This window comes from Cellulophaga sp. RHA19, from assembly GCF_002813425.1.
GTDB lineage: Bacteria > Bacteroidota > Bacteroidia > Flavobacteriales > Flavobacteriaceae > Cellulophaga.
On record NZ_PHUL01000001.1, the window covers coordinates 1,031,523 to 1,058,068 of the forward strand.

Here is a 26,546-nt window from a genome sequence, read left to right on the forward strand (position 1 = left end):
AGTCGTAAAAATTGACTAATTTTCCATGATTTTTAGACTTTTTTGAAACTTTTTGATTAAAAAATCAAACTTATATATGGGTAAAGTATCAGCGGCAATAACTGCAGTAGGTAAGTATGTTCCTGACTATGTTTTAACTAACAAAGAACTGGAAACGATGGTAGATACAAATGATGAGTGGATTACCACTAGGACAGGTATCAAAGAAAGGCGAATTTTAAAAGGAGATGACAAGGGAACTTCTTTTATGGCAATTAAAGCAGCTGAAGATTTATTGCAAAAAAGAGGCATAGATCCAACAGAGATAGATTTAATTATTGTTGGTACTGCAACTCCAGATTTACAAGTAGCAGCTACGGCAGCTTTTGTAGCCTCAGAGATTGGTGCAACTAATGCTTTTGCTTTTGATTTAGAAGCGGCTTGTTCTAGTTTTTTATACGGTATGTCTACAGCTAGTAGTTATGTAGAATCTGGTAGGTATAAAAAAGTATTATTAATAGGGGCAGATAAAATGTCTTCTATTTTAGATTATACAGATAGAACTACCTGTATAATTTTTGGTGATGGCGCAGGTGCCGCACTTTTTGAGCCTAATGAAGAGGGCTTAGGTTTTCAAGATGAATACTTAAGGTCTGATGGTATTGGGCGTAATTTCTTAAAAATTGATGCAGGTGGATCTTTATTACCAGCATCTGAAGAAACTGTAAAAAATAAACAACATTACGTTTTTCAAGACGGAAAATCTGTTTTTAAATATGCTGTATCTAATATGGCAGACGTTTCAGCAAAAATTATGGAACGTAATAGTTTAGAAGAAAAAGATGTAGATTGGTTGGTACCACACCAAGCAAACAAACGCATTATAGATGCTACAGCTAACAGAATGGGTGTAGATTCTTCTAAAGTAATGATGAACATTCAGAAATACGGAAACACAACTTCTGCTACATTGCCATTATTATTAGCAGACTACGAAGATCAACTAAAAAAAGGAGACAACTTAGTATTTGCTGCATTTGGTGGTGGCTTTACTTGGGGTTCTATTTTCTTAAAATGGGCCTATAACTCTTAATCAAAAAATAAAAACTTACAACTAAACAAAATCTAATTTTTATGGATATTAAAGAAATTCAGAGTTTAATTAAGTTCGTTGCTAAATCTGGCGCTAGCGAAGTTAAATTAGAAATGGAAGACATTAAAATTACCATTAGAACAGGAGCGTTAAACTCTGGTGGAGAGACAACTATTTTGCAACAAATACCAATGGGGCAACCTCAAATGGCTCCTGCCGCTGCTGCACCAGCACCAGCTGCTGCGCCTGAAGCTGCACCTGCAAAAGAAGAAAGTAATGACGATAAATACATTACTATAAAGTCGCCAATTATTGGTACTTTTTACAGAAAACCATCTCCAGACAAACCTGTGTTTGTAGAAGTTGGTGATACTATAGGTCAAGGAGATGTTCTTTGTGTTATTGAAGCAATGAAACTTTTTAATGATATAGAATCTGAAGTTTCTGGTAAAATTGTAAAAGTATTGGTAGATGATTCTTCTCCAGTAGAATTTGACCAACCTTTATTTTTAGTAGATCCATCATAAGAAATTTTAGACGCTAAATACTTTTAGTTTTTTAGAATTTAGAATTAAAATTTAAAATTTCATAAGATGTTTAAAAAAATACTTATTGCAAATAGGGGAGAGATAGCCTTACGTATTATTAGGACCTGTAAAGAAATGGGAATTAAAACGGTAGCGGTATACTCTAAGGCAGACGAAGAGAGTTTGCATGTTAGGTTTGCAGACGAGGCTGTATGTATTGGCCCTGCTCCTAGTAATGAATCTTATTTAAAAATACCAAATATTATTGCAGCAGCAGAAATTACAAATGCAGATGCAATACATCCAGGTTATGGTTTTTTATCAGAAAACTCTAAGTTTTCTAAAATATGTGCAGAGCATGATATTAAATTTATAGGCGCATCTGGCGAGCATATAGACCGTATGGGAGATAAGGCTAGTGCTAGAGAGACTATGAAAAAAGCTGGTGTACCAACTATTCCTGGTTCTGACGGTTTACTTAAAGATGTTGCCGAAGCTAAAAAAGTTGCTAAAAAAATGGGATATCCTGTTATGATTAAAGCAACTGCTGGTGGTGGTGGTAAAGGTATGCGTGCTGTTTGGTCTGAAGATAAAATGGAAGCTCTTTATGAAAGTGCTGTACAAGAAGCAACTGCCGCTTTTGGTAATGGTGCTATGTACATGGAAAAACTTATTGAAGAACCAAGACATATAGAGATACAAGTTGTTGGTGACCAGTACGGTAAAGCCTGTCACTTATCAGAAAGAGATTGTTCTATACAAAGACGTCACCAAAAATTGACAGAAGAAACTCCTTCTCCATTCATGACAGATAAGCTGCGTGATGATATGGGAGCTGCAGCAGTTAAGGCGGCAGAATATATTAAGTATGAAGGGGCCGGTACTATTGAATTTTTAGTAGATAAGCACCGTAACTTTTACTTTATGGAGATGAATACCAGAATACAGGTAGAGCATCCTATAACAGAACAAGTAGTAGATTACGATTTAATACGTGAGCAAATTTTAGTTGCTGGTGGAGTGCCAATTTCTGGTAAAAATTACTACCCTAAATTACACTCTATAGAATGTAGAATTAATGCAGAGGATCCTAGAAATGATTTTAGACCTTCTCCAGGAAAAATTACTACATTACATACGCCAGGCGGACATGGAGTGCGTTTAGATACTAACGTATACAGCGGTTATACAATTCCTCCTTACTATGATTCTATGGTTGCTAAGTTAATTACAACTGCGCAAACTAGAGAAGAGGCAATTAACAAAATGAAACGTGCTTTAGATGAATTTGTAATTGAAGGTGTAAAAACTACAATTCCTTTTCATAGGCAATTAATGGATCATCCAGATTATTTGGCAGGTAATTATACCACGGCCTTTATGGAGAGTTTTGTTATGGAACCTAGTAAAGATGATGAATAAATTAAAAACTCCGATATAGTATCGGAGTTTTTTTTTGGCAATAACTAGCCTTCAGGTTTTCACGGTTTACAGGGTGTTAGCTACTTGTTTATGACTATACCTTTGTAGTGTTAAAAAAATGAATTCAACAGAAATTAAAATATATGAGCAATTCAGAAAATAAGCAAGAAGTGTTTTTTGCGAAAGAGGATGATAAAATGTCATTAGCATTTAAAAGAGCGCAAGAGACTTTTAAATATTTTTGGAGAGAGTTGTATTGGGAGCACAGGCGTGTTATTCCTGGTCATGATTTAGCTATTGTGAAGTTTCCTTTTGAGCAAATGTTTGATGGGGAAGAAGAGCCAACTGTAGAGCATATGTGGGTTCGTGATATAAATTTTGATGGTGAAATAGTTACAGGTGTTTTGGCTAATAACCCAATGCAATTAACAAATGTTACAGAAGGTGAAACTGTTAGTTGTAATGTAAATAAAATAAGCGATTGGATGCTTGCTATGTCTGGTGAAACCTACGGAGGCTTTACAATACACGTATTAAGATCTGGTATGAGCCAAGAAGCTAGGCAACAACATGATAATGCTTGGGGTTTAAATTTTGGAGATTTTAATGCTATTTTATTAGTTCACGGTCAAAAAGAAAACCCAGAAAACCTTATAGAGCACCCAATGTGTGTAAACACAGCAGACCAGTTTTTAGAATTCTTTAAAGAAAATCCAGAAGAACTTACTATTAAAGATGAAGCTGGCTATACGGTTTTACACAGGCAAGTAATTGCAGGTAATAAAACTACTGTAAATATATTATTAGAGTTGGGGGCAGATAAAAACGTAACAACAAATAATGGTTTAACAGCACTTGATTATGCTAAAAAATTAAACTGGGAATATATTATTCCAATACTGGCGTAACAATATTAGGTACTAGTAGTCTAACTAATAAAATTAGTTTCAATTACAATTTTAACATTAAAACATAGTTTACTATTATAATTTAATGCCAATTCATATGCTTAAAAAACTATTCACGTACGTTCCTTTATTTATTTCCTTACTATTATTTACAAGTTGCTTTGAAATTTTAGAAGAAATTAGCTTTAATAAAGACGGTAGCGGACGTATAACCGTTACAGCTAACCTAAGCAAGAGTAAGTCTAAGTTGGCTTCTGTTATGCTTTTAGACAGCGTTAACGGTTATAAGGTGCCATCTAAAAAGGATATTGACTTAGCTATGAAAAATGCAGTGGATCATCTTAAAAAAACACAAGGCATATCTAATATAGAAAAAACAGCAGATTATGATAATTATATATTTTCTATAGCTTGTGACTTTACATCTGTAGAGAGCGTTAATTCAATTTTTAAAGAAATGATTAACAATCAAAATAGAAGAGAAAAAACAAGTTTTAGTACCACTAATTTTTCATATAATGATGAAAATCATCAATTTAAAAGACATTTTAAATATGATGGTAGTATAAAAAAGAAATTTAATTCGCTTAAATCCGAAGATAAAAAAGTTTTTAATGATGCTAGTTACACAACAATATATAGGTTTAATTCATCTGTAAAAAGTGTTTCTAATTCAGGAGCTAAAATAGCTCCAAATAAAAAGGCAGTATTTATGCGTGTGTCTGCATTGCCTTTAATAACAGGCCAACAAACTTTAGAAAATACCATACAATTAATCAACAATTAAAAGAATGAAAAAATTATTATTAAGCCTAACTATTTGTTGTGCTGCATATACAACGCAAGCACAAGATTTAATACAAAATATACCTGCCAACTCTAGTGCAGTTGTTACTATAAAAGGAAGTAATGTTACAGATTTGTTTTCTATTAAGGAGTTTGAGAACTCTAAAATAGGTCAAGAAATGGTAAAAGAACTAGCCAGAGAATCAGACGGTGACTTAACAAGTCTTAATGATTTAGGTATAGATTTTAATGCAAGCGCATACTATTTTTTGCAAGCAGAAAAAGGTGTTTTTTCTAATTACTTTGCTATTCCGTTACGTTCTAAAAGTGGGTTTGATAACTTAATTAAAAAGAACAATAGTAGTACCGAAAAGATAAAAACTGACGGTGATATTACTTATATGCAAGATAATTATGATGGCATTACTGTAGCTTGGAATGATAGAATGCTTGTTGTTGTTATTTCTGAAGATGCAAACGAAGATAACGACTACTATAATTATAGTGATGCAGTAGAAGTTGAAGAAGTAGTAGAATCTGCTGTAGACGTTGCAGAAGATGCTGTTGAGGAGGTTGAAATTGAAGTTTCAGAAGTAGAAGAAACAGTAATTGAATCTACCGAAGATGCAACATACTCTAATGATGATTACTATAAAAAAAGACAAGAACGTTACAAAAGAGAACGACAAGAAAGAGAAGCAAGAAGAATAGCTAAAACTCAAAAAGCAAAAGTGCGTAATTTACAAAAAGCAAAAGCTTTTATAAATGGCGACCACTCATCCAATAATATTTTGCGTAACAAGAGTTATGTTGCTAGTTTAGGAAAGCAAAACTTTGAGGCACACGCTTGGGCAGGCGATTTCATAAATCTTTACCAAGAGCTAGTGTTAACACAGGGTTTTAGTAATGCTTTTGGTATGTATAATGTAGAGGAGTTGTATAGAAACTCTTCTATGTCTTCTACCTTAGATTTTACTAACACTAGTGCTGTTTTAAACATAGATTATACTATGAGTGATGCTATGGCAAAACACGCCAAAGCTATGTACAATGGTAAAATGAATAAAGATTTTTACAAGTATTTTAACCAAGATAAAATGCTAGGTTATATGTCTGTTAATGCAAGTACAGAAGGTATACTTACAGAGTATCCAAAGCTTATGAAATCTATGTTTGCTAATTCTTATGATAAAGAAGTTGCAACCTTGGCGCCATTAGGAGCAGACTTATTATCTATTTTTTTAGATGAAGAAGCTGTTGGTGAATTGGTTAGAGGAGATATGTTATTTGTAGTTAATGATATTGCTAAAAAGCAAGTAACATATACAACATATGATTATGATGAAAACTACAATAGAATTCCAATAGAGAAAACTAAAGAAGAAACGGTACCAGATTTTATTTTTATGGCCACTTCTAACGGAGAAAGTATTTTTAACAAGCTTATGAATATTGCTGTTAAAGAAAACGAAATGACGGTAGATAACGGTATTTATAAGTTTAACACACCAAGAAGTGTACCTGTAAATGTATATGCAATGCACGCTAAAGGAGTGTTGTTTTTTGCAACGTCTAAAGACCATTTGTTAGCTATTAGAAATGGTAGTTTTAAAGGTAGTGTAAGTGGTGAGCACAAGAAAAATATTAGTAAAAATACTTCTGCGGCATATGTTAACGGTAAAAATATAATTTCTCAAATACCAGTTAATGAGTTGCCAAGAGAGTTTAAAAGAAAAATAAACTTTTTAACTAGTAATACAGAAGATCTTTTAATTACAACAGGTAAATTAAAGGGGAATAAATCTAGTACTAAAGTTGTTTTAAATACTCCAGAAGAAGGACATAAAAATGGCTTAGCATACTTTATTAATTTTATAGATGCATTTATAGATTAAGTTTTAAGCAATATGCGTTTAAAAAAAATAATAAAAATAGTAGTCCCAATAATTATACTTGCAGGTATAGTTTATTGGGGCTATAAGTTTGTAAACAACACATCATCTTTATTAGGTGTTGTGCATAAAAATGCAGATGCTGTTGTTAAAATAGATTTACACGGTATAAAAGAAACTATAGTTTTAGACGCGCTATCTTCACCTAAGTTTTATTATGATAACATATCATTTTCAAGTAGTAAAAAAGAGAAAGATTCTACTTTAGAAAAAGGCATTAATCTAAAACCATATACTGTAGTTTTATATACACTTAAAAATGTAGAAAACACTGTCTTTTCTACATTTCCAATAGATAATTTTACAGGTTTTACTGCATATGTAAAAGAGTATGTAAAAAATAAAAAAGGTAAAATACTGGAAGCAGAAGGTTATAAATACGCAGTTTTAGAAAAATCTAAAGTTTGTATAGCTTGGAACTCTAAAAACCTTGCTGTTGCGGCTGCACCAGATAAAATAGATCTTACAAAGGTTTCTGTTGTTTTTACAGATGTTTTGGTAGGAGAAAAGTTGATTGTAGATAAAAATAATAGTCTAATTCAGAAATTAAAAAGTACTAAAGATCACATTGTATACGTAAAAGGAACAAGTGTAATTGGTTTAAATTTTGAAGACGGAAAATTAGCTGTAGCCGGACAATTAGAAGTTGATGAGTCCTCAGTTTTTTCAAAAGAAATTACAGTAAATAGTGTACGCAATGCATCTTTGCAAATGTATTTAGATTATAATTTTGCTAATGAGAATCACAAGAGAGACTTTATATCAGCCTTTAAAAATAGCTCTTTTTTACAAAAAAGTAATTTACAAATAGATAGTATTGCAAAATACAGTAATGGGTTTTTTAGTTTGGCTGTAAGTGGTAAAACTAAACAGCAAGACACTATTATTACTTATGATTATGATGATAATTTTAATAAGGTAGAAAAGAAAACTGTACAAGAAAAAGAGGCGCCAAAAATGTATGTAAATTTAGGTGTAAATAAAAACGGCTTGTCAACTTATTTAAAAACACAAGGAGCTATAGAGCAAGGCGTATTTACTGCGTTGCCAATATATAACTTTTATGTGTCATCAACAGACAAAGTAAGTTTGTTTGCAACGGCTAAAAACAACCCCAAAACAGAGGTTTTTAAAAGCGCTAACTTTTTAGATATTACCGCAGATTTCTCTAAGTTAAATAACGATATAAGCTTTCCTAAGTCTAACTTATTATTTGGACTTTTAAATAAGCTAGATGTTAAAGCCAATGTGGTTAAGAACGGAGTTGTTGGTGTAGAGGGTACATTATCAGCAAAAAAAGAAGATATAAATATTATAACCCAAATCTTTTTTGGGTTAGAAAATGCCAAATAACACTTTTGCATTCACTTACTTAGTTTTAGTTCTTATTTTAGTAAAATGAATTTTAGCTACTGGGAACATAAAACGTGGTTGTCTGCAATAGATTTTACTATTGTGGGCAGTGGTATTGTGGGGTTAAATTGTGCATTGTACTTAAAAGAGCGTTTTCCTAAAGCCAAAATTTTAATTTTAGAAAAGGGAATGTTGCCGCAGGGAGCTAGTACTAAAAATGCTGGCTTTGCTTGTTTTGGTAGCATATCAGAAATAGTATCAGATTTAGACTCGCATACAGAAGAAGAGGTTGTGGAGCTTGTACAAAAAAGATTAGATGGTATAAACTTATTACGATCAAATTTAGGAGACAAAGCTATTGGGTATAAAAATTATGGAGGTCATGAGCTATTTTTAGATTCTAACTCTACATTGTATCAACATTATTTAAGTAAATTAAGTGGTGTAAACACGTTATTAAATTCTGTTTTTAAAGGTGATGCATTTGTGTCTACGCAAAATAAATTCAACTTTAATAAAATACAAAAAAACTACATTACACATATTTTTGAAGCCCAAATAGACACTGGTAAAATGATGCAGAGTTTGTTGGCAAAAGTCATTCAAAAAGGTATTTTAATTTTAAATAACACAAGTGTAAAAGCATTTACCACAACGGCTAATGGTGTAGCGGTAGAAACAAGTAATTTTACTTTACAGACTAAAAAGTTAGTGGTTGCAACCAATGGTTTTGCGGCAGAATTACTACAGGAAAAGGTTAAGCCGGCTAGGGCGCAAGTTTTGGTAACATCACCTATACCTAATTTACATATTAAAGGTACTTTTCATTTAGACGAAGGATATTATTATTTTAGAAATATTGATAATAGAATTTTATTTGGAGGAGGACGAAATTTAGACTTTAAAGCAGAAGAAACATTGGTCTTTGGTGAAACAGAAATAGTGCAACAAAAGCTTGAAGAGATATTAAGAGAAACAATTTTACCTAACACACCTTTTAAAATAGATAAAAAATGGAGTGGTATAATGGGTGTTGGGAGCCAAAAAAATCCAATAATAAAAGAGGTTGAACCTAACGTGTATTGCGGTGTGCGTTTAGGCGGGATGGGAATTGCTATTGGTAGCTTAGTGGGTAAAGAATTAGCAGATAAAGTAGTATGGTAAATAAAGAAGAGCTTTTAAAGTTTTGCGCAAGTTTTATAAACAATAGAGTTTCTAGAATACAAAAAAACATTGCAGGTGTGCAGGAGTCGTTAACATCAGAAACAAAAAGTAGTGCAGGTGATAAACACGAAACTGGAAGAGCAATGTTGCAATTAGAGCGCGAAAAACTTGGTGCGCAATTATTAGAGGCAGAAAAAATGCAACAGTTATTATCTAAGGTAACAGCAACTAAAAATGCAACAGTAATTGGCTTAGGGAGTTTGGTGTATACAGAAAAAAACAATTATTTTTTATCAATTTCTGCAGGTGAATATGCCCATAATAGCAAAAAGGTGTATTGCATATCTGCAAATACGCCAATAGGTAAATTGCTGTTAGGTAAAAGTGCAGGTGATAGTTTTGTTTTTAACGGATCTACAATACAAATAACAGAGGTTATTTAAACAAAAAATCCTTGAGTAGCTTACAATAGCTAGTCAAGGATTTTGTCACACAAAAAAGATTAAACTTTATTTTACTGTAATTGTGTTGTCTGTTGCTGTTGGGTTTAACGGGCAAAAATATACGTATTCCCCTTTTTCTAAAACAGTAGCGTTAGACTTTTCTGTTTTACCGTTTGCAACTGCTTTTGTAACGTATGCAGTTTTAATGTGGTTTTCTGGTTTGCTAACATCTTGTCCTTTTTTAACAAGTACAAAACCTACATCATGACCAACGTTATTGTTTGCAACCTCAAAAACATAAGTGCCAGGCGCTACAGTTAAATTTTTCTGTGTAAACTCTCCTTTAGTTTGTTCTAAAGAAATTACTTTACTCATTTTATCTTGAGCGTTACTTGTAAATACAATACCTACTAATAAGGCTACTAATGCAATTGCGTTTTTAAAATTTTTCATCTTGTTTTTGTTTTTATTGTTTGTAATTGTGTTTAAGTTTATTTGTTATAAAGCTTGTGCTACAGGAAAATCTACAGGAACATTTGTTGTGCTGTGTATGTAGTTAGATATGGTTTTATCGCCAACTAATACAATAGTATCTATTAGGTTTTCTTTAGTGTAACCTGCGTTTAAAAAGTTGTCTACAATTGTAGCATCTGTAGCGCCTCTTTTTTCGGTAACGTTTTTAGCTAAAGCAGCCAATGCGTTTAATTTAGAGTCAAAAGAAGCTTTTCCTGCTCTTAATTCTAGTATTTCTTCATCAGAAAAACCATTCATTTTACCTATTGCAGTGTGTGCAGATAAACAGTAAATACAATTATTAACTTCGCTTACTGCTAAGTTTACTGCTTCTTTTTCTTTGGCAGATAAAGATGTTTTTGCTCCACTTAAATTAAGGTAGTTTTCTAATGCGTTGTTAGAGTATGCGTATGTTGCATATAAGTTAGGTACAAAACCTACTTTTTTCTCTAATGAATCAAAAATTACTTGATTTTTTTCGCTTACTTCTGCTCTTGTGGGTACGTTAAATTTGCTCATAATTATTTTGTTTAATGTCATTTATTTTAAAAGACAGTTAGTATTAATGTTTGTTATTGAAAATGTTGGATAAAAGGTTTTTCTGCATCACAGTAGAAATCGTGATGGTACTTTTTTTCACAATGATCTGTAGCTAATACAGTCTGTTGTTTACTTTTTTTATCTGACCTAAATATTTCAATTAGGTTAAAAATAGATGTATGTATTAAGTTCATAATTGCGTTGTTTTATAATTACAATGCAAAGATGCAATCTATTAAGAGCTATTTGTTAATAGCAATTTCCCGACGGCTTGTAGAAATTTCCCGACAGCCTATTTTTTGTGTATTTCTCGGTATTGGGTAGGAGAATAGTTGGTCATTTTTTTAAAAAATGAACTGAAATGTGCAGGATCGTTAAAACCTAAGTCATAAGCAATTTCTTGGTTTTGTTTGTCTGTAAAATTCATAAGTCGTTTTGCTTCTAAAGCAATTCTGCTTAATATTATTTGTTGTGGTGAATTTTGATTGTAAAGTGCAAAAATATTAGAAAGGGTTTTTGGACTTTTAAAAAGCAGGTCTGCATAGTCACTTACTTTACGTTTGGTTTTAAAATGCTCATCAACCAAAACATTAAACCTACGTACAAGATCTATTTGCTCATTGTTTAACTTTTTTAGAGTAAGTTGTTCTTTGGCCAAACGCGTACATATAATTATAAGCCTTTTTAAGAGCATTTGTAGCATATCTCCTTGTATTTTGTCAGATGTGCTAAACTCATCTATAAAAATCTCATACAGCGTGCTAAATTTGCGTTCTTGGTCTTTTGGTATGGTTACTATTGGTAACTCTTGTGTTCCAAAAAATAAAATACCATTGCATGATACCTCACTGTCATGATCTCTAATACAGTAAAAAGGCCTGTTAAACATAAAAGCGATTAAAGGTTTTTCTGTTTTTTGATAAGATACATGGTGTAAATAGGTGGTTGTAATTAGTTGATTGGGTTGTAGCTCTATAATTGTGTTATCTATTTCTAAAGTAACAGGGGTGCTATTTTGGTTCCATAAAATGCTTATGGTGTCTTTATTGGTGTCAAAGTAAGTTAGATTTTTTTTGATATCATCTGTCATTCCAAAAACAGAATCTACTTTTGTATCAGTGTATTTAAATTTCATAAAGACAGGTATTAATAAGGTAAATTAATAGTCTTTTAAATTAATACTAACTTACATTTGGGATGGTTATAAACAAAAAAAATCCTGAGCGATAACTCAGGATTTATATATAAACTTAAATGGTTGTTTATTTTTTAATGTTACAAGATTCTATTTCTGTAACACGAAGTGTATTTACCATACCTTTGTTTGCAATTGGCATTGCAGCAAGGCTAATAAGCATATCACCAACTTCTAAAAATCCTTTTTGGCAAGCAATAGCATTTACATCATCTATAGTTTCGTCAGTAGTAACATACTTGTCATAATAAAAAGCCTTAACACCCCATAAAAGGTTTAATTGTGTTAAAATTCTTTTATTAGATGTAAAAACTAAAATATGTGCACTTGGTCTCCAAGCAGAAATTTGAAAAGCAGTATAACCACTATTTGTTAATGTAGATATTGCTTTTGCCTTAATTTCGTTAGCCATAATAGCTGCGTGGTAACATACAGATTTAGTAATGTATCTACTAGTTTTAACATGAGGTGGGTTGTGAGGTACCGATATAAGATCAGATCCTTCTACGCTCATTAAAATGCTAGACATTTTTTCTATTACTTGTACAGGGTAATTACCAACAGAAGTTTCACCTGAAAGCATTACAGCATCTGCACCATCCATTACAGAATTGGCAACATCATTAACCTCTGCACGTGTTGGTGTAAGGCTAGTAATCATTGTCTCCATCATCTGTGTAGCAATAATTACTGGAATACGAGCTTTTTTAGCTGTAAGTACCAATTGCTTTTGAATTAATGGTACTTCATGTGCAGGAACTTCTACTCCTAAATCTCCACGGGCAACCATTAAACCGTCACAGTAAGCAACAATTTTATCTATATTTTCTACAGCTTCAGGTTTTTCAATCTTAGCTATAATAGGAATTTTATGATCTGTGTGTTTCTTAATTAAAGCTTGTAAGTCAATTAAATCTTGACTAAAACGTACAAAAGAAAGTGCTATCCAATCTACATCTTGAGAAATTGCAAAAATTGCATCTTTAATATCTTTTTCTGTAAGTGCAGGTAAAGAGATATTGGTATTAGGTAAGTTTACTCCTTTTTTAGATTTTAAAGGTCCACCTTGTACAACCTCTGCTTTAACTTCATCTTTCTTGTTTGTAGAAAGTACTTTAAACATAAGTTTACCGTCATCTAAAAGTACTAATTCTCCTGGTTTAACATCTTTAGGAAAAGATGCGTAATTCATATATACTTTTTCTGCAGTACCTTCAAAAGGCTTACCTGTTATAAAAGATATTTTATCGCCAGGAGCAACAACAACTTCGCCAGCCATAACCCCAACTCTAAGTTTAGGACCTTGTAAATCTGCTAAAATAGAAGTGTTAGAGCCTAGCTCATCACTTAATTCACGTATCATTTTAACACGCTCTGTAACATCTGAATAATCTGCGTGAGAAAAGTTAATTCTGAAGACATTTACTCCAGCATTAATCATATCTCTTAAAACTTCTTTTTTGCTTGTAGCAGGCCCAAGGGTTGCTACTATTTTTGTTTTTTTGTTAGTTGGCATTGTTAAAAAATTAAGTTGTTTTTAGATTTTAGGTTATCAACATCTATATTATAAGCAGTCACAATTTTTGGTATACTTACAATTTGTTTTAAAATTGAAGTAACAATTTCTTTGTTTTCTTGCTCTATTTTTAAAAAGTAATCTACGTCCTTATATTCTGGGACTAGATAGTGTGTTGTGTATGATAGTTCGCTACCAAACAGACCTCCTTGTTCCTCTTGTTCTTCTATTGTACTATGGTTGCTAATTAAAGTCCAGTAATTATCATTATCTGTGTCTTCCCATTCAAAAAAAGGAAAAGAAATACGCTTATTTACATCTAAATCTATTTTGGCTCTTCTAAAATTAGATTTTAAAAATAAATTAAGATTATAGCCAATTGCGTAATCTTCTAGACTGCTGTGTAGGGCAATTAATGAAAAAGAATCTTCAAAAAAATCTTCAGAAATTTTATGTATAGCTCCCATATTCTTTATGTCTGAAAGAGTAAATATAGGATTAAAACTTATACTAGCCTAGTATGTTTTAAGGTTTAAGCAAGGTATTTAAAACGAAAACGTTTTAGTTAACAATTATTTTACTTAGACTTCTTAATTTTGTCTTGTAAAGCAAAAAAAGCACGTTTAGAAGCAGCTTCTTCTGCCTTCTTTTTTGATGTTGCTCTGGCTTTTGCAATTATATTATGATCTATAGATAGTTTTACGGCAAAGTGTTTTAGCGTGTCATTACCGGTGTCTTCATATACGTTATAATTAAATTGCTTTTTTTGTTTTTGGCACCATTCTATCACCAAGCTTTTGTAGCTAATTACTCGGCCTTCTAATTGCTCTATATCTACGTACGGACCAATTACTCTTTCGCTTATAAATTTTTCGCAATAATCATACCCTCTATCTAAGTAAATGGCGCCAACAAGTGCTTCAAAAACATTACCGTGTATGTTATCTCCAAAATGAGATTTAGAAATTCTGCTCTCTACATACTTTATAAGTTCTAAATCTTTACCTAATTCGTTTAAGTGCTCTCTACTAACAATTTTAGAGCGCATTTTAGTAAGGTAGCCCTCGTCTCCTAACGGAACTTCGTTGTATAAATATTTAGAAATAATTGTACCTAGCATAGAATCTCCAAGAAATTCTAGGCGTTCGTAATTTAAAGGATTACCGTCTTTATCTTTTTTATTTGCAGACCTGTGCAAAAAGGCTTTGCGGTAAATCTCTATTTTTTTAGGCTTAAAGCCTAAAATGTGTGTTATTCCTAAAAAAAAATCCCCATCTTTTTCTGGATGGGAATTAAATATTTTGGAGATAAAACTCATTATCTTAGTTTAATTTTTTAAAAATTACACATGCATTGTGCCCTCCAAATCCAAACGTGTTGCTTAATGCAACATTTACGTCTCTTTTTTGAGCTTTATTAAGTGTAAGGTTTAATTTAGGATCTATATTTTCATCTACATTTTCATGGTTAATTGTAGGTGGTACAACACCATGCTCCATGGCAAGGATAGATGCAATTGCTTCTATTGCTCCTGCGGCACCAAGTAGATGCCCTGTCATAGATTTTGTAGAGTTTATATTTAAATTATGTGCGTGCTCACCAAAAACTTTACTAATAGCTTTTAGTTCTGCAACATCTCCTAACGGTGTAGATGTACCGTGTGTATTAATAGCGTCTACATCTTCTGGCTTTAAACCAGCATCTTTAAGACAGTTTTCCATAACACGTACAACGCCTATACCTTCTGGGTGAGGTGCTGTCATATGGTATGCATCACTAGATAAACCACCACCAGCAACTTCAGCATATATTTTTGCTCCTCTTGCTACAGCGTGTTCATATTCTTCTAATACAAGTGCACCAGCTCCTTCACCTAAAACAAAACCATCTCTGGTAGCGTCAAAAGGTCTAGATGCTGTTTCTGGACTATCATTTCTTGTAGATAATGCGTGCATAGATCCAAAACCACCCATACCAGCTATAGTAACGGCAGCCTCACTACCTCCAGTAACAACAACGTCACAATGGCCTAAACGTATTGTGTTTAGGGCATCTATAATTGCATTAGCAGAAGATGCACATGCAGATACTGTAGTATAGTTAGGCCCCATAAAGCCATGCTTTATAGAGATATTTCCAGGCGCAATGTCAGCAATCATCTTTGGTATAAAGAAAGGGTTAAACCTTGGCGTGCCATCACCGGCAGCAAAGTTTAAAACTTCGTTTTGGAAAGTTTCTAAACCTCCAATACCAGCTCCCCAAATTACACCAACTCTAAATTTATCTAGAGTATCTAAATCTAATTTAGAATCACTAATAGCTTCATCGGCAGAAACCATTGCATATTGTGCAAACTTATCTAGTTTACGCGCTTCTTTTCTATCAAAGAAATCGGCAGGATTATAGTTTTTTAATTCGCAGGCAAATTTGGTTTTAAATTTTTCTGCGTCATAATAGGTAATAGGGGCACATCCGCTTCTTCCATTTACTAACCCATCCCAGTATTCTTCTATGTTATTGCCTATAGGCGTTAAAGCTCCAAGACCAGTAACTACAACTCGCTTTAATTGCATGAACTCAAATTTTGTTAAATCTATTTATTAGATATGTGTAAATTAAAAAAAAAAATCCATGCAGCAAGACTACCACATGGATATTTTTTTAAATCTTGTTCAAGATATAATAAATTACTTTGCTTCTTCTATATAACTTATTGCTTGACCAACTGTTGCAATGTTCTCTGCTTGATCATCTGGAATTTGAATATCGAATTCTTTTTCGAACTCCATAATTAACTCAACAGTATCTAAAGAATCTGCTCCTAAGTCGTTAGTAAAGCTCGCTTCTGTAACAACTTCGTTTTCGTCAACTCCTAATTTGTCAACGATTATAGCTTTTACTCTTGATGCAATGTCTGACATAATAATTTTGTTTTAATAATTTTAATTGAAGGCAAAAATAAAAAACTTTGGTTTAAATACACCATTTGTCGTTAAAATGTGTCAATTTTTAATTTAATTTAATATTGAAGTGTTAATTTTACACCTCATTTTTTATTCAATAATAACCCTATTTAGCGCTCTATGAAACGTATTGTTCTACTTGCTTCTGGTTCTGGTTCTAATGTAGAGAACATAGCAAATTATTTTAAAGACAACTCATTGGTTACTATTGCCAGTGTATTTACTAACAAAAGGGATGCCAAAGTTATTGATAGGTGTAAAAGGTTGAATATCAATTGTTTATTTTTTAACAAGGAGTCTTTTTCTAAGTCTGACTGTCTTTTAAACATAATTAAGAGTATGGATCCAGATTTAATAATTTTAGCAGGTTTTCTACTCAAAATACCTAAAAACTTCGTCACAGCCTTTCCTAATAAGATTGTAAATATACACCCGGCACTACTTCCAAAATATGGCGGAAAAGGAATGTACGGAATGCATGTGCATAATGCTGTAAAAAATAATAATGAGACCGAAACAGGTATCACTATTCATTATGTAAATGAAAATTATGACGAAGGAGCAATAATTCATCAAGCAAAAGCAAGTGTTTCTAAAGAAGATACTCCAGAGCATATTGCAGAAAAAGTACATGCGTTAGAGTATGAGCATTTTCCTAAAGTAATAGATCAAATTTTATCAAACTAAATGGGTAAAAAAGGAAAATTTTATACCGTTTGGAAAGGTAAAAAGCCAGGGATCTACGATTCTTGGGCTGCGTGTAAAGCTGCAATTAATAAAGAAAAGGGCGCGCAATACAAGTCTTTTCCAACTTTTGAAGCTGCAAAAAAGGCCTTTAATGGTAGTTATGATGATTACAAAGGGAAAAAAATTACAACTACACTATCTAAATTAGAGTTAGATAAAATAGGGCAGCCAAACTACAATTCTATTTCTGTAGATGCTGCATCTAGTGGTAACCCAGGTATTATGGAATACCGTGGTGTAGTTACGCAAACCGCCAAAGAACTTTTTAAACAAGGACCTTTTAAACAAGGAACCAATAATATAGGAGAGTTTTTAGCTTTGGTACATGGCCTAGCTTATTTAAAAAAAAAATAATAGTGACCGTATAATTTATACAGATTCTAGAACTGCTATGAGCTGGGTTCTTAAAAAAAAGTGCAATAGTAAGCTAAAAGAGTCTGCAAAAAATAAAGATGTATTTGAGCTAATACGTAGAGCCGAAGATTGGTTAAAAACAAATACATACACAACAACAATTGTAAAATGGGAAACCAAAGCGTGGGGAGAAATTCCGGCAGATTTTGGTCGTAAATAGCACTTTTTCTTGTTTTTATAAATTGATGTTCTAATGAATCGGAATTGCTATTTCAAAAATGTATCTTTGCACCAAAATTAACTTATATGAGCAAATTGTTAATTGTGGGTACGGTAGCTTTTGATGCTATAGAAACCCCTTTTGGTAAAACAGACGTTATTCTTGGTGGCGCAGCAACTTACATAGCTTTAGCTGCATCACAATTTAAAGTTAACTCTGCAATAGTATCTATTGTTGGTGAAGATTTCCCTCAAGAACACCTAGACTTATTAAAGAGTAAAAATGTAGATTTATCTTCCTTAGAAGTAGTTAAAGGCGGTAAAACATTTTTTTGGAAAGGTAAATACCATAACGATTTAAATTCTAGAGATACTTTAGCTACAGAGCTAAATGTATTGGCAGATTTTAAACCTGTAGTTCCAGAGAGTTATAAAGAAGCAGATGTTGTAATGTTAGGAAACTTACATCCTAGCGTCCAAATGAGTGTTATTGAACAAATGACAAAAAAACCAAAACTTATTGTTTTAGATACAATGAATTTTTGGATGGACAATGCATTAGATGAATTGTTAAATGTAATTAAACATATAGATGTTATTACAATTAATGATGAAGAGGCTAGACAATTAACAGGAGAGTACTCTTTGGTTAAAGCAGCTGCCAAAATACAAACAATGGGACCAAAATTTGTTGTTATTAAAAAAGGAGAGCACGGAGCTTTATTGTTTAAAGATGATAAAGTGTTTTTTGCACCGGCATTACCTTTAGAAGAGGTTTTTGATCCTACGGGAGCAGGAGATACTTTTGCAGGTGGCTTCTCTGGTTATTTAGCAGCCTCAGGTAATATTTCTTTTGATAATTTAAAGAGTGCTATAATTCACGGTTCTAATTTAGCATCTTTTTGTGTAGAGCGTTTTGGAACAGAGCGCATGGAGAAATTAGAAAAAACAGAAGTAGACAAGAGACTGCGCCAATTTGCAGAATTAACGCAGTTTAATATAGAATTACAATAATAATTACAAGCCCATTTTTTGGGCTTTTTTTAATATCAAATTATAAGAAATGAGTGACGCCATTAAGCACGAATGTGGAATTTCTATGATTAGGCTGTTAAAGCCCTTAGAGTATTACAAAGAAAAGTACGGTACAGCTTTTTACGGAGTAAATAAAATGTATTTAATGATGGAAAAGCAACACAACCGTGGACAAGACGGTGCAGGGTTTGCCAGCATTAAGTTAGATATGAAACAGGGTGAGCGTTATATGAGTAGAGTACGTTCTGCTCAAAGTCAGCCAATACAAGATATTTTTGCTCAAATTAATGACCGTATAAACTCGGCTTTACAAGAAAACCCAGAATATGTAGACAACGTTGCTTTGCAAAAAAAACATATACCTTATATAGGAGAAGTTTTATTGGGGCACGTGCGTTATGGTACTTTTGGTAAAAACAGTATAGAAAGTGTACATCCGTTTTTAAGACAAAACAATTGGATGCATAGGAACCTTATTGTTGCAGGTAATTTTAACATGACAAATGTTAATGAGCTTTTTGACAATTTGGTGCAAATTGGTCAGCATCCAAAAGAAATGGCAGATACAGTAACTGTTATGGAAAAAATAGGTCATTTTTTAGATGATGCCGTAGCAAAATTGTACAAGCAAATTAAAAAAGAAGGATTTACAAAACTAGAGGCTTCACCTATAATAGCAGAGCGTTTAAACTTAGGTAAAATTCTTAGAAAAGCAGCTAAAAATTGGGATGGTGGTTACGCTATGTCTGGTTTGTTAGGTCACGGAGATAGCTTTGTACTTAGAGATCCGGCTGGTATAAGACCTGTTTATTATTATAAGGATGATGAGGTTGTTGTTGTAGCATCAGAAAGACCAGCAATACAAACCGTATTTAATGTTCCTTTTGAAGAAATTAAAGAATTAGATCCAGGACACGCACTTATTGTTAAAAAGAGTGGTAAAATGGATATAAAGCAAATACTAGAGCCAACAGAACGTAAAGCTTGTTCTTTTGAGCGCATCTATTTTTCTAGAGGTAGTGATAAAGAAATATACCAGGAACGTAAAGAATTAGGTAAATTACTTTTTCCACAAATATTAGAATCTATTCAGAACGATATTAAAAACACTGTTTTTTCATACATTCCTAATACTGCAGAAACATCTTTCTATGGTATGGTAAAAGAGGCTCAAAACCACTTAAACCGTAAAAAGGAAGAGCAAATACTATCAATAGGAAGAAAAATTACTTCTGAAGAGTTGCATGAAATACTTGAAGTTAGGCCACGTATAGAAAAAGTAGCGATTAAAGACGCTAAGCTTAGAACCTTTATTACGCAAGATAGTAGTAGAGATGATCTTGTAGCGCACGTATATGACATATCTTATGGTTCTGTAAAAAAAGGAGATAACCTTGTTATTATAGATGATAGTATTGTACGTGGTACAACACTTAAAAAAAGTATTTTAAAAATACTAGATAGGTTGTTACCTAAGAAAATAGTAGTTGTTTCTTCTGCACCACAAATTAGATATCCAGATTGCTATGGTATAGATATGGCAAAACTAGAAGATTTTATAGCATTTAGAGCAGCGTTGGCATTACACCAAGATAAAGGCTCTATGGATGTTGTTAAAGGTATTTACGAAAAATGTTTAACGCAAGTAAATAAGCCAGACAAAGAAGTAATAAACTACGTAAAAGAATTTTATAAGCCTTTTACAGCGAAAGAGATCTCTAAAAAAATTGGAGAATTGCTTAGTTCTCCAGAAATAAAAGCAGAGGTAGAAATTATATATCAAACAGTAGAAAGTTTACATGAAGCTTGTCCTAAAAATTTAGGAGATTGGTACTTTACAGGAGATTACCCAACTCCAGGAGGTAATAGAGTGGTTAACAGAGCTTTTATTAACTTTTATGAAGGTAAAAGTGAACGAGCGTATTAATTACTATCGATGAAATACACTTAATTAGGTATTTTGTCGGTAATATATGCGGTTTACCTTTTTTTATGCAGTTAAATGGGTGTCCATAGCTAATTTTGTGAATACCATAGCATAAGTAGGTTAAGTTCATGGTAAAATTTGGGGAAAAGGTGGAGGAAACTCCGCCTTTTTATTTTTTATAGGTTGTAGTTCATCGGATAAAATGTAGTTAAACTAATGAAACGGACGTTAATCCGATACTTTAGGAAGAACATACGAACTTAAGTTATCTTTGCTGTACCATAGCATAAGTAGGTTAAGTTCATGGTAAGATTTGGGGAAAAAGGTGGAGGAAACTCTACCTTTTTATTTTTTACTACTTTCCCAAAAAAATACTTTTTTATAAAAAATCTCTTCTAAAAACACTTAGTCTAATAAACTCTTTAGTTTACCTAATATTGTTTAGAGCACTATATAAATTATATACATTTGTTATCACCATAGCATAAGTAGGTTAAGTTCATGGTAAGATTTGGGGAAAAAGGCGAAGGAGACTTCGCCTTTTTATTTTTACAAAATCTGCAATTTATTCTCCAAAATTTATTTATAACTCTCACTTAGTAAGGCTGTTTCCTTTTGCTTTCATTTTTTTTAATTTATTCCCCTAGTAATCCGATAGTTAAATGCGTATTGTTAAATTTAGTACAACTAAATGTTAAATTGTAAGAAATTATTTATTAATATTGTAATAACTAATAATCAATAAATTTTTAAAAATGAAAAACTTAAATTTAAAAAGGACCTATCTACTAGGTTTAACATTTGTTGCGGTTTTACAATCTTGTTCTAAAGACACAGATGTTGTAAATGCTGAAAATGAAACAGCAGAAGTTGAGCAGTTGGCAATTTCAGAATCTTTTGCAGATGAATTGCATGAGTGTGGTTATGTAGATGGTAACTGGAGTAGTACAGCTTTTTTAAGCAGTTCTATTGGTAGTACGTCAGAAACTAATTTTATGCAAACACAAAACTCTAAAATTGCTGCGGTTTGGGGTAGACCAGCAGTACCGCTTAGTTTTGTAAAAGATAATTCTAATCCTAATTCTACTTACAATGCTATATCTTATGGTAGCGGTAAAATTTATTATGGAGAAGCAATTTATAATGCTGCAAAGGCTCAAGGTCAAATAGCTAACGTTATGATATTAGCTCATGAATTTGCTCACCAATTACAGTTTACTTACGGTTACCCGTCTAAAAACGAATCTACTGCAAGAGCAGCTGAGTTAGAGGCAGATGGTATGGCAGGTTACTACTTAAGAAGACCAAATGGGTATAATAAAACAAGCTTTTCTCAGATAGCAACTGCGTATGAGTTTGCTGCATCTATTGGAGACAATAATACAAGTAGCCCAGGGCATCACGGTCGTAATTACCAAAGAAGATCTGCTGTAAGGTTAGGTTTTTTACTTGGAGCTTATGATTTAAATGCGGGTAGTTTTGATTATAATTTCTTCTATTACTATAATGGAGTTTTAGACGGATCTTACAAGCAAGAAAAATCTGAGTATTTTAATGCAGACTTAGATGCATACATTCGTTCTTATGCTAAAGAATTACAAAAAATTAGAAATGGTGAAATGTCTGATGAGGAATATTTTAACCTAGATTAAAAAATTAAGAACACTTACTTTAGTATAATTTTTTAATTGTTATTAAAATTTTAACAAAACTATGGGATTTTTGAGTTGAATTTCTAGTTGGTTTTTGAAGAAAAGGCGAAGGAAACTTCGCCTTTTTATTTGCTTGTAATCAAGCCATTAGCGTGCATTTCATCGATAATATTTGCATATTTATGAATTATTGTGTTATTTTTTTTGTCGTTTTTTTTTTTTATTAGACACAATACCAGTAATTTAGCAAAGCCATAGCATAAGTAGGTTAAGTTTATGGTAAGATTTGGGACGAAAAGGGTAGAGATCTTCTCTGCCCTTTTCTATTTTATAGAATTAAGTAAATACAAAGCATAAAAAAAGCCACTCTAAAACAAGAGTGGCTTTTATATTTTAAATGTATTTCTTTACTTGTTGCTAGCGTAAAGTTCAGATACTTTATCCCAGTTAATTACATTAAAAAATCCTCCAATGTAATCAGGTCTTCTATTTTGGTAGTTTAAGTAGTAAGCATGTTCCCAAACATCTAACCCTAAAATAGGAAAACCGCCACAACCAACTCCTGGCATTAACGGGTTGTCTTGGTTAGGAGAAGAACAAACTTCTACTTTACCTCCTTTTTGTACACACAACCAAGCCCAACCAGAACCAAATCTAGTTGCTGCTGCAGTAGAGAAAGCCTCTTTAAAAGCATCAAAAGAACCGTAAGCTTCATTAATAGCTGTTGCTAACTCGCCAGTTGGCTCGCCACCACCGTTAGGAGACATTACTTCCCAGAAAAGAGAGTGATTGTAAAATCCACCACCGTTGTTACGTACAGCGCCATTGTTCATATCTAGGTTAGTTAAGATATCTTCAATAGATTTCCCAGCTAAATCTGTTCCTTCAATAGCACCATTAAGTTTAGTTGTATATCCGTTGTGATGTTTTGTATGGTGAATCTCCATAGTTCTAGCATCAATATGTGGTTCTAACGCATCATATGCGTAAGGTAATTTTGGTAATTCAAAAGCCATAATTATATCTATTTTTATGTTAAAAAAATGTCTTAGTTCAAATTTACAATATTCTAAGGCATTTTCCATAACGTTTCTGTTAAGAACATTGTAATATTATGTAATTTGCAGCTAAAAACTAGTTGGAAACTTCGCCTTACAAAATATACAGCGCATCTGCAGGCTCGGGTAAAACATATACCTTGGCAAAGGAATATCTTAAAATAATTTTATCTTCTGCTACAGCAAAAAGTTACAGACAAATACTAGCTATTACTTTTACAAATAAGGCTGTTAATGAGATGAAACAGCGTATTTTAGATAATTTATATGCTTTTAGTAAGGTTGATGAAAGTACAACTCCCTCAGATTTATTTTTAGATGTAGCAAAAGAACTTAATGTATCTACTGAAGAGTTGCAAAAAAGAGCAAAACAGGTACACAAGAGTATTCTGCATAACTATGCTTTTTTTGATATTAGTACAATAGATAAGTTTACACACAGACTTATTAGGACTTTTGCAAAGGATTTAAAAATACCACAGAATTTTGAAGTGGTTTTAGACACCCAATTATTATTAGCAGAAGCTGTAGAGAGGTTGCTTGCAAAAGCAGGTACAGATAAACTTTTAACCAATACATTACTAGAGTTTACTTTTGAAAAAATAGATGATGACAAAAGTTGGGATATTTCTTTTGATTTAAATAAGGTGGGCAAAATGTTGTTTAATGAAAACAATATAGAGCATTTAAAGAGTTTTAAAACTAAAAGCATTACAGATTTTTTAGCGTTAAAAAAGACACTTATTACCACGCTAAAAAATTTAGAAGAGGCTGCTATATTAAAGGCAAAAACTGTAGATGCTATTATAGAGACAGAAGGAATAGATGTTACAGATTTCCCTAGGCAAACCTTACCAAATCATTTTAAAAAAATAATAGAAGGAGAGTTTAACCCCGCTAAATTATATAACAATAAGCTTGGTGAAAATTTGCAAAATGGTAAAATATTTAAAGCCTCTGTTAAAAATGCACCGGACCACATAGCTCCAATGCTTTTAGAAATTTATACAAGTGTAAAAGATACAATGTACCAAAGAGCGTTGTATAAAAATGTATATAGTAATATTGTACCGTTAACGGTATTAAATGAAATACAGAAAGAAATTAATACTATTTGTAAAGAAAGAGATCAGCTAACTCTGGCATCTTTTAACGCTATAATTTCTAAGGAAATTAAAAATCAGCCAGCACCTTTTATATATGAAAGGCTTGGAGAAAAATACAGGCACTATTTTGTAGATGAGTTTCAAGACACATCTGAGCTTCAATGGAAAAACTTAATACCTTTAATAGGTAATGCGTTAGAAAGTTTAGATGACTATGGTAAAAAAGGGTCGCTATTATTGGTGGGGGACGCTAAGCAAGCTATTTACAGGTGGCGTGGTGGCAAGGCAGAACAATTTATACAGTTAGCTAATAAAAAAGAGTTGCCATATGTGTTAGAGCCGCAGACAGCAGAATTACCTAGAAATTACAGAAGCTTTTCAGAAATTATTAATTTTAATAATAGCTTTTTTACAGTAACTAGCAATTTGCTAAACAATACCACGTATGCAGATTTGTATATTTCTGGTAATAAGCAAGGTGTGAATGCAAAAAAAGGTGGTTTGGTAGAGTTGTCTTTTATTCCTGATGATAAGGAAGAAAACGATAACGATTTGTATTGTGCTTCGGTTTTAGAAACAATTACATCATTAACATCAGAAAAAAAATACAACTATAAAGATATTTGTATTCTAGTGCGTTCCAATAGTCATAGTTATGTATTAGCAGATTTTTTAACGGCTCAAAAAATTCCAGTAATATCATCAGAATCTCTATTACTAAAGAGTAGTGACAAGGTAAGTTTTTTACTAAATTTATTAACTTATAGTACGCAGCCAAAAGATAAAGATACCTCTTATGAGATTTTATATTTTTTAGCAGATAAGGAAGAGGATACACACAACTTTATACAAGCTAACTTAAATACCTTAGAGGAATTTTTGTTAAGCAAATACGGTTTTGCAATAAATAAGCTTAAACAACTGTCTGTTTTTGATGCTTTTGAAAAAGCAATTCATCAATTTAAATTGGCAGAAACATCAGACGCATATCTTATTAGTTTAATGGATGAAGTTTTAGATGTTGAACAAAAAGATGGTGTTAGTGCACAGACTTTTTTAGCCTTTTGGGATAAGAAAAAAGATAAATTATCTTTAAAAGCTCCAGATAATATTAATGCCGTGCAAATAATGACGGTGCATAAATCCAAAGGGTTGGAGTTTCCTATTGTAATTTTTCCGTTTGCAAATTCTTTTATATATGGTAAGGATGAAAAAATATGGTTGCCAGTAGATTCTCAACAGTTTAATGGTTTTACAGAAATGTTAGTAACCAAAAAACAAGAAATGGAAGAGTATGGCGAGTTGGCAGCTAAACTATTTACAGAAGAGCATAGCAAACAAGAGTTAGATGCCTTTAATGTATTATACGTTGCATTAACTAGAGCCGTAAAAGCACTGTATGTAATTAGTAAAAAAGAACTAAATGCAAAAGGAGAACCAAATATGAATAGGTATTCTGGTTTGTTTATAAAGTATTTACAGCAACAAGGTGTCTGGACCGATACTCAGCTTGTTTATAGTTTTGGAAATTTACAAGTAGCAGAAGAGGTTGCTTTAAAAACAGATAAGCTTAATCATATAGCGTACCAATATTCTACTAAAGACAGACCAAGCTTTAAAATACTTACTAGGTCTGGTATGTTATGGGAAACAGGTAGAGACGTAGCTTTAGAAAAAGGAAACCTTATACACTTGCTACTTAGTTATGTCCAAACTAAAAAGGATATTGATAAAGCAATAGCTATATTAATAAGAGTCGGGCATTTAACGCCTACAGATAAAGAGGCAACCAAACAAAAAGTACTTACAGTTATAGAGCACCCAGATTTAGCCTTATATTATAAGGAAGGAAATATTGTTAAGAACGAAAAGGATATAATTACAGCAGAAGGATTACTTTTGCGTCCAGACAGAGTTGTAATTAACACAAATAACGAAGCAACTGTTATAGATTACAAAACAGGTATGCCAAATAATAGCTACCACCAACAAGTAAATAGTTATGCTTATGCATTAGAAGCTATGAATTATAAAATAGCAGCTAAAGTAATAGTATATATTAATGATAACATTACTCCAGAATTTATAAGTTAA

General features: G+C 32.3%; 24 protein-coding genes and 1 pseudogene. 15 read left to right on the forward strand and 10 right to left on the reverse strand.

The window, feature by feature from the left end; genetic code table 11:
* Positions 1 to 76 precede the first annotated feature (76 nt).
* The 9 genes from AX016_RS04470 to AX016_RS04510 all read left to right on the forward strand — a co-directional run bounded on the left by AX016_RS04470 (position 77) and on the right by AX016_RS04510 (position 9,627).
* The gene (locus AX016_RS04470; RefSeq protein ID WP_100894472.1) at positions 77 to 1,072 is read left to right on the forward strand and encodes a beta-ketoacyl-ACP synthase III; all 996 of its coding nucleotides are present in this window, start codon (positions 77 to 79) and stop codon (positions 1,070 to 1,072) included.
* A 41-nt stretch (positions 1,073 to 1,113) separates the two neighbouring features.
* Positions 1,114 to 1,599 carry an acetyl-CoA carboxylase biotin carboxyl carrier protein gene (gene accB, locus AX016_RS04475; protein WP_100894473.1) on the forward strand — a complete coding sequence of 162 codons (486 nt, stop codon included), beginning with the start codon at positions 1,114 to 1,116 and terminating at the stop codon, positions 1,597 to 1,599.
* Positions 1,600 to 1,665: 66 nt separating this feature from the next.
* Positions 1,666 to 3,021 (forward strand): acetyl-CoA carboxylase biotin carboxylase subunit, encoded by a 1,356-nt coding sequence (accC, locus tag AX016_RS04480; RefSeq protein ID WP_100894474.1) that lies wholly within the window; start codon positions 1,666 to 1,668, stop codon positions 3,019 to 3,021.
* Positions 3,022 to 3,164: 143 nt separating this feature from the next.
* Complete coding sequence (locus AX016_RS04485) at positions 3,165 to 3,929, forward strand: DUF2314 domain-containing protein (protein WP_100894475.1); 765 nt, start codon at positions 3,165 to 3,167, stop codon at positions 3,927 to 3,929.
* 97 nt (positions 3,930 to 4,026) lie between these two features.
* The gene (locus tag AX016_RS04490) at positions 4,027 to 4,716 is read left to right on the forward strand and encodes a hypothetical protein (RefSeq protein WP_100896800.1); all 690 of its coding nucleotides are present in this window, start codon (positions 4,027 to 4,029) and stop codon (positions 4,714 to 4,716) included.
* 4 nt (positions 4,717 to 4,720) lie between these two features.
* A complete protein-coding gene (locus AX016_RS04495) occupies positions 4,721 to 6,610 on the forward strand; it encodes a hypothetical protein (protein ID WP_100894476.1) in 1,890 nt (629 codons plus the stop codon).
* A 12-nt stretch (positions 6,611 to 6,622) separates the two neighbouring features.
* On the forward strand, positions 6,623 to 8,020 hold the full coding sequence (locus AX016_RS04500) for a hypothetical protein (RefSeq protein WP_100894477.1): 1,398 nt from the start codon (positions 6,623 to 6,625) through the stop codon (positions 8,018 to 8,020).
* 45 nt (positions 8,021 to 8,065) lie between these two features.
* Positions 8,066 to 9,184 carry an NAD(P)/FAD-dependent oxidoreductase gene (locus AX016_RS04505; protein WP_100894478.1) on the forward strand — a complete coding sequence of 373 codons (1,119 nt, stop codon included), beginning with the start codon at positions 8,066 to 8,068 and terminating at the stop codon, positions 9,182 to 9,184.
* Entirely contained in the window at positions 9,178 to 9,627 is a 450-nt protein-coding gene (locus AX016_RS04510; RefSeq protein ID WP_100894479.1) for a 3-oxoacyl-ACP synthase, read from the forward strand. Before AX016_RS04505 ends, AX016_RS04510 begins: the two co-directional genes overlap by 7 nt.
* Before the next feature lie 66 nt (positions 9,628 to 9,693).
* Here AX016_RS04510 and AX016_RS04515 read toward each other — a convergent pair whose 3' ends face one another.
* The 9 genes from AX016_RS04515 to AX016_RS04550 form a co-directional block, all read right to left on the reverse strand.
* Positions 9,694 to 10,080 carry a plastocyanin/azurin family copper-binding protein gene (locus AX016_RS04515; RefSeq protein WP_100894480.1) on the reverse strand — a complete coding sequence of 129 codons (387 nt, stop codon included), beginning with the start codon at positions 10,078 to 10,080 and terminating at the stop codon, positions 9,694 to 9,696.
* 45 nt (positions 10,081 to 10,125) lie between these two features.
* Positions 10,126 to 10,659, reverse strand: a complete 534-nt coding sequence (locus AX016_RS04520; RefSeq protein ID WP_100896801.1) for a carboxymuconolactone decarboxylase family protein — start codon at positions 10,657 to 10,659, stop codon at positions 10,126 to 10,128.
* Between the two features lie 53 nt (positions 10,660 to 10,712).
* Complete coding sequence (locus AX016_RS17185; protein ID WP_157811084.1) at positions 10,713 to 10,874, reverse strand: hypothetical protein; 162 nt, start codon at positions 10,872 to 10,874, stop codon at positions 10,713 to 10,715.
* Between the two features lie 98 nt (positions 10,875 to 10,972).
* Positions 10,973 to 11,815, reverse strand: coding sequence for a helix-turn-helix domain-containing protein (locus tag AX016_RS04525; RefSeq protein WP_100894481.1), 843 nt, complete (start codon positions 11,813 to 11,815; stop codon positions 10,973 to 10,975).
* Positions 11,816 to 11,942: 127 nt separating this feature from the next.
* Positions 11,943 to 13,391: a pyruvate kinase gene (gene pyk / locus AX016_RS04530; RefSeq protein WP_100894482.1), complete on the reverse strand. Its 1,449-nt coding sequence runs from the start codon at positions 13,389 to 13,391 to the stop codon at positions 11,943 to 11,945.
* A 2-nt stretch (positions 13,392 to 13,393) separates the two neighbouring features.
* On the reverse strand, positions 13,394 to 13,858 hold the full coding sequence (locus tag AX016_RS04535; RefSeq protein WP_100894483.1) for an IPExxxVDY family protein: 465 nt from the start codon (positions 13,856 to 13,858) through the stop codon (positions 13,394 to 13,396).
* Between the two features lie 110 nt (positions 13,859 to 13,968).
* Positions 13,969 to 14,709 carry a ribonuclease III gene (rnc, locus tag AX016_RS04540; protein WP_100894484.1) on the reverse strand — a complete coding sequence of 247 codons (741 nt, stop codon included), beginning with the start codon at positions 14,707 to 14,709 and terminating at the stop codon, positions 13,969 to 13,971.
* Between the two features lie 4 nt (positions 14,710 to 14,713).
* Entirely contained in the window at positions 14,714 to 15,964 is a 1,251-nt protein-coding gene (gene fabF, locus AX016_RS04545; RefSeq protein WP_100894485.1) for a beta-ketoacyl-ACP synthase II, read from the reverse strand.
* A 114-nt stretch (positions 15,965 to 16,078) separates the two neighbouring features.
* Positions 16,079 to 16,312, reverse strand: a complete 234-nt coding sequence (locus tag AX016_RS04550) for an acyl carrier protein (protein ID WP_008269813.1) — start codon at positions 16,310 to 16,312, stop codon at positions 16,079 to 16,081.
* Positions 16,313 to 16,474: 162 nt separating this feature from the next.
* Here AX016_RS04550 and purN point away from each other — a divergent pair, with 162 nt between their 5' ends.
* The 5 genes and pseudogenes from purN (at position 16,475) to AX016_RS04575 (ending at position 22,288) form a co-directional block, all read left to right on the forward strand.
* Positions 16,475 to 17,041, forward strand: coding sequence for a phosphoribosylglycinamide formyltransferase (purN, locus tag AX016_RS04555; protein WP_100894486.1), 567 nt, complete (start codon positions 16,475 to 16,477; stop codon positions 17,039 to 17,041).
* Positions 17,042 to 17,675, forward strand: a pseudogene (locus AX016_RS04560) (ribonuclease H1 domain-containing protein).
* An 86-nt stretch (positions 17,676 to 17,761) separates the two neighbouring features.
* A complete protein-coding gene (locus AX016_RS04565; protein ID WP_100894487.1) occupies positions 17,762 to 18,688 on the forward strand; it encodes a PfkB family carbohydrate kinase in 927 nt (308 codons plus the stop codon).
* A 49-nt stretch (positions 18,689 to 18,737) separates the two neighbouring features.
* Complete coding sequence (locus AX016_RS04570; protein ID WP_100894488.1) at positions 18,738 to 20,636, forward strand: hypothetical protein; 1,899 nt, start codon at positions 18,738 to 18,740, stop codon at positions 20,634 to 20,636.
* Positions 20,637 to 21,391: 755 nt separating this feature from the next.
* Complete coding sequence (locus AX016_RS04575; RefSeq protein WP_100894489.1) at positions 21,392 to 22,288, forward strand: metalloprotease; 897 nt, start codon at positions 21,392 to 21,394, stop codon at positions 22,286 to 22,288.
* 407 nt (positions 22,289 to 22,695) lie between these two features.
* Here AX016_RS04575 and AX016_RS04580 read toward each other — a convergent pair whose 3' ends face one another.
* Positions 22,696 to 23,304, reverse strand: coding sequence for a superoxide dismutase (locus tag AX016_RS04580; RefSeq protein WP_100896802.1), 609 nt, complete (start codon positions 23,302 to 23,304; stop codon positions 22,696 to 22,698).
* Between the two features lie 122 nt (positions 23,305 to 23,426).
* On the opposite strand from AX016_RS04580, the gene AX016_RS04585 reads away from it, so the two are divergent.
* Positions 23,427 to 26,546, forward strand: coding sequence for a UvrD-helicase domain-containing protein (locus AX016_RS04585; protein WP_100894490.1), 3,120 nt, complete (start codon positions 23,427 to 23,429; stop codon positions 26,544 to 26,546).

What these genes read in the sequence shown, in the direction of transcription:
- AX016_RS04535 (WP_100894483.1), bottom strand. Translation starts at nt 13,858, where the DNA reads ATGGGAGCTATACATAAAATTTCTGAAGATTTTTTTGAAGATTCTTTT.
- fabF (WP_100894485.1), bottom strand. Translation starts at nt 15,964, where the DNA reads ATGCAATTAAAGCGAGTTGTAGTTACTGGTCTTGGAGCTTTAACGCCT.
- AX016_RS04580 (WP_100896802.1), bottom strand. Translation starts at nt 23,304, where the DNA reads ATGGCTTTTGAATTACCAAAATTACCTTACGCATATGATGCGTTAGAA.
- AX016_RS04565 (WP_100894487.1), top strand. Translation starts at nt 17,762, where the DNA reads ATGAGCAAATTGTTAATTGTGGGTACGGTAGCTTTTGATGCTATAGAA.
- purN (WP_100894486.1), top strand. Translation starts at nt 16,475, where the DNA reads ATGAAACGTATTGTTCTACTTGCTTCTGGTTCTGGTTCTAATGTAGAG.
- AX016_RS04485 (WP_100894475.1), top strand. Translation starts at nt 3,165, where the DNA reads ATGAGCAATTCAGAAAATAAGCAAGAAGTGTTTTTTGCGAAAGAGGAT.
- AX016_RS04510 (WP_100894479.1), top strand. Translation starts at nt 9,178, where the DNA reads ATGGTAAATAAAGAAGAGCTTTTAAAGTTTTGCGCAAGTTTTATAAAC.
- AX016_RS04550 (WP_008269813.1), bottom strand. Translation starts at nt 16,312, where the DNA reads ATGTCAGACATTGCATCAAGAGTAAAAGCTATAATCGTTGACAAATTA.
- AX016_RS17185 (WP_157811084.1), bottom strand. Translation starts at nt 10,874, where the DNA reads ATGAACTTAATACATACATCTATTTTTAACCTAATTGAAATATTTAGG.
- AX016_RS04505 (WP_100894478.1), top strand. Translation starts at nt 8,066, where the DNA reads ATGAATTTTAGCTACTGGGAACATAAAACGTGGTTGTCTGCAATAGAT.
- accB (WP_100894473.1), top strand. Translation starts at nt 1,114, where the DNA reads ATGGATATTAAAGAAATTCAGAGTTTAATTAAGTTCGTTGCTAAATCT.
- accC (WP_100894474.1), top strand. Translation starts at nt 1,666, where the DNA reads ATGTTTAAAAAAATACTTATTGCAAATAGGGGAGAGATAGCCTTACGT.
- AX016_RS04470 (WP_100894472.1), top strand. Translation starts at nt 77, where the DNA reads ATGGGTAAAGTATCAGCGGCAATAACTGCAGTAGGTAAGTATGTTCCT.
- AX016_RS04570 (WP_100894488.1), top strand. Translation starts at nt 18,738, where the DNA reads ATGAGTGACGCCATTAAGCACGAATGTGGAATTTCTATGATTAGGCTG.
- AX016_RS04495 (WP_100894476.1), top strand. Translation starts at nt 4,721, where the DNA reads ATGAAAAAATTATTATTAAGCCTAACTATTTGTTGTGCTGCATATACA.
- AX016_RS04525 (WP_100894481.1), bottom strand. Translation starts at nt 11,815, where the DNA reads ATGAAATTTAAATACACTGATACAAAAGTAGATTCTGTTTTTGGAATG.
- AX016_RS04575 (WP_100894489.1), top strand. Translation starts at nt 21,392, where the DNA reads ATGAAAAACTTAAATTTAAAAAGGACCTATCTACTAGGTTTAACATTT.
- rnc (WP_100894484.1), bottom strand. Translation starts at nt 14,709, where the DNA reads ATGAGTTTTATCTCCAAAATATTTAATTCCCATCCAGAAAAAGATGGG.
- pyk (WP_100894482.1), bottom strand. Translation starts at nt 13,391, where the DNA reads ATGCCAACTAACAAAAAAACAAAAATAGTAGCAACCCTTGGGCCTGCT.
- AX016_RS04515 (WP_100894480.1), bottom strand. Translation starts at nt 10,080, where the DNA reads ATGAAAAATTTTAAAAACGCAATTGCATTAGTAGCCTTATTAGTAGGT.
- AX016_RS04500 (WP_100894477.1), top strand. Translation starts at nt 6,623, where the DNA reads ATGCGTTTAAAAAAAATAATAAAAATAGTAGTCCCAATAATTATACTT.
- AX016_RS04520 (WP_100896801.1), bottom strand. Translation starts at nt 10,659, where the DNA reads ATGAGCAAATTTAACGTACCCACAAGAGCAGAAGTAAGCGAAAAAAAT.
- AX016_RS04490 (WP_100896800.1), top strand. Translation starts at nt 4,027, where the DNA reads ATGCTTAAAAAACTATTCACGTACGTTCCTTTATTTATTTCCTTACTA.